Below are 3,276 nucleotides of genomic sequence, written 5' to 3' on the forward strand. Positions count from 1 at the left end.
TATACAACAAAAAGGACAGATTAACCACTTCAAGCTATCGCTTGACCGAAATTCATCTCCCACTTTCACTGGTGCTTCGCACCCATACGCTTAGAAGTGGGAGACTTCTTTCGGAATTACGTTAAAAGGATCCCTTATTCAGTGATATGAAGAATTCTAGGTTTGTTTCATCATATGCTGATTAGTCAAAATAAAAGCCGTCAAATCGAGTCAGGGAAATTTCCACTCGATTTGACGGCTTTTTCTATACTCAAATTAGAAATTTAGTGTATGGGTCTGGACATTTTAGCTTTTGGATTGGATGAGTAGGCTGTATGATGAGTCTTAGAACACACTCACTTACAATCTCGACCTCGAGTAAGGCGTATCTAGCTGACCGACTCAATTCCACCAGTCTCCTCACTCAGAACACCGCATAATAACGATCACTCAGACCGGCCACTTTTCAATCTCATATGCCATATTCCAGAACATCCATTCCAGCTGACAGCTTTTGACAAAAGCTTCCTTCATGATGGCTTTCTCAGTGTCAGAAGCTGTTTCGGCATAAGCATCAAGACGTGTTCTGAATGTATTGATAATCGTATCCACTTCATTTTTTGCATAGAAGGAAATCCATTCAGCAAAAGGATGAGCCTCATCTATAGAAAAATTCTCTTTAAGGTAATGAGCGATTTCCAGATACGTCCACGGACAAGGGAGCAGAACAGCGAGGATCTCTCCAAAACTTCCTCGCTGGGCGACATCAAGCATGTGACGGGTGTAATGATGGGCAGACGGTGCTAGAGGTTCGTATTGCAAATCTTCGTATCTGACACCAGCTACCTGACAGAAATTAGTGTGAGGATGTACTTCAGCATCCAGAATAAAAGTGATCTGATTGTTAAAAACTGCCATATCTTCTCTAAGTACACTTTTTGAAATAGCTATACCGTATACTTGATTAAAGGTATTTAAGTATTCAAAATCCTGTTTGACATAGTGTATAAGCTGTTCAGCTTCAAGCTTTCCAGATCCTATTCCTTGTACGAATGGATGTCTGAAAATAGACTGGAATATTGAATCAGCTTCTTGCCTTAATTCTTCGGTAAATGACATGGTTTAGCCTCCAGTAGTATGGTAATTACAATTTGCGGACTTTATGGTCTCTGCTTAAAAGAACTATAGCTGACGGGCAGACGAACCAAAAGAACAAGACGAACAAGAAGAACACCGACTGAGAAAAGCGGACTGATACAGGAAGTGAAGGGCGCGAGAAGAATGGGAATGGATCTACGCATTTAACTTCATCAATATATTAAAGTTATCTGACTGCAAAAAAAGCCGCTCTGCTAATCTGCAGGGCGGCATAACTTAAAAGTCATGATGAACGTTGGAGAGTCGTTTAAAACACTCCATACATAATGATCTAAGCTCCACTTCCCTACGCTGGAGTTAACCAGATCAGGTTCCAAGGGTCAAAGCATTGCTTTTCTCAGCCGTCAGCGGCTCCCCTAGTGAAAGAGATATTCAATTATCTTTCAAAGTCATTATGGCATATGTGTCCTCGTATCGCAAGAAAAAAGGAACAGAACTAAATGATTTACCCAATCAGCCAGAAGTATCCGATGACGACGAAACCTACAGCTATCCTGTACCAGCCGAATGAGCTGAAGTCATTTCGACGGATATAGTTCATTAGGAATTTGATTGCAAAGATTGATACCAGGAAAGATACAATACAGCCGACGATCAGAATGAGCAATTCTTCTAATGTGAAAGTAAAGCCGAAACCCAGCAGTTTGATCAGACTTGCACCCATCATCACGGGTATGGACAGGAAGAAAGAATATTCAGCAGCAATCGGACGGGCTGTTCCAATAAGGATGGCCCCGACAATAGTTGCACCTGAACGGGATGTACCTGGAATCAGAGCAAGCACCTGAAAGAAACCAATCATGAGGGCGACTTTATAATTTAAATCTTCCCAAGTTGCTATAGTTGGAATATTTCCTTCATTACGTTTCTCTATTACGATAAATGCGACCCCATAGATGATGAGGGCTACTGCTACTGTAATCCAGTTATAGAAAAGGTCATGGATGGCATCTTCAAACAGTATGCCGAATACTCCTGCAGGAATGATACCGATAAGTACTTTGTACCAAATATGCCAGGTTTCTTTTTTCTGCAGATCATTTTTACCTGAGTCAAAGGGGTTAAGTTTTTTGAAATAAAGCAGAACTACCGCCATAATGGAAGCCAGCTGAATGACTACAAGGAACATTTCCTTGAATTCGTCAGTAGTATTAAGTATGAGAAACTCGTCTACCAGGATCATGTGTCCGGTGCTGCTGACAGGGAGCCATTCTGTAATTCCTTGTACTACGCCCAGTATGATGGACTTTATTAATTCTAATAACACAGTCATATCTCCTTTTAGTTAAATTCAACTCTTCCATCTTAACAAAAACAGGCGTTAAAAAACCATAAGAATATGAAGAATTCATCACAAAATCTTTTTAGTTTTTGTTTACACTAGGATGTGTTACTATTATTTATAGAATACGTATAGGAAATTATGTATACTGTCAGCACAAAATATTAAGAAAGTAGGGAGAAATATGGGAGTATTTGACTTTTTAAAAGGAAAAGGGAATGAACCTAAAGAAACGAAAGTCGTATTAAGCAACCCTGTTAATGGAAAAGTTATTCCAATCGATGAAGTGGATGATCCGGTCTTTTCACAGAAAATGATGGGAGACGGGTTTGGTGTTGTACCAAGCGATGGCGACATCTATTCACCAGCTTCAGGTAAGGTTGTCAGTGTCTTTCCGACTCAGCACGCAGTTGGACTTGAGCTGGATAACGGCATAGAAGTTCTGATTCACATCGGTATCGACACTGTAGAACTTGAAGGCGGACCATTTGACACTTTAGTCAAAGAAGGCGACACGGTTACACCGGAAACTAAAATTTCTACAGTAGACCTTGAAGGCCTGAAAGCTGCCGGTAAAGAAAACACAGTCATCATCGTTTTCACCAACATGGATCAAGTAGGAGATTATGACCTGTCAACTACTGGAGAAACCCAAAAAGGCGCAGAAATCGGTTCTGTTTCTTCTAAATAACACACTAAAAAAGCCTCGGGAAGGATATTCTCGAGGCTTTTTTTTGGTGCGCCCGGCATGGGCGACAACTTGGTGGTGAAAGTCCACTACAGGCTTTGCAGTAGGAACTGTTAGTGAATGACAAGGGTGTCCACCGTGAGGTGGAATCTGAAGGAAGTCGGACGCA

At 41.0% G+C, this 3,276-nt stretch carries 3 protein-coding genes and 1 riboswitch; of the genes, 1 reads left to right on the top strand and 2 read right to left on the bottom strand.

Annotation, left to right across the window (positions count from 1 at the left end):
* Positions 1-429: 429 nt before the first annotated feature.
* Complete coding sequence (tenA, locus tag ACYQ4S_RS11345; protein WP_346024986.1) at positions 430-1,098, bottom strand: thiaminase II; 669 nt, start codon at positions 1,096-1,098, stop codon at positions 430-432.
* A 305-nt stretch (positions 1,099-1,403) separates the two neighbouring features.
* Positions 1,404-1,505: riboswitch (TPP riboswitch) on the bottom strand.
* A 77-nt stretch (positions 1,506-1,582) separates the two neighbouring features.
* Positions 1,583-2,410: an undecaprenyl-diphosphate phosphatase gene (locus ACYQ4S_RS11350; RefSeq protein WP_459771222.1), complete on the bottom strand. Its 828-nt coding sequence runs from the start codon at positions 2,408-2,410 to the stop codon at positions 1,583-1,585.
* 193 nt (positions 2,411-2,603) lie between these two features.
* On the opposite strand from ACYQ4S_RS11350, the gene ACYQ4S_RS11355 reads away from it, so the two are divergent.
* Complete coding sequence (locus ACYQ4S_RS11355) at positions 2,604-3,110, top strand: PTS sugar transporter subunit IIA (RefSeq protein ID WP_346024988.1); 507 nt, start codon at positions 2,604-2,606, stop codon at positions 3,108-3,110.
* Positions 3,111-3,276 lie beyond the last annotated feature (166 nt).

This window comes from Alkalibacterium sp. s-m-28 (assembly GCF_054658175.1).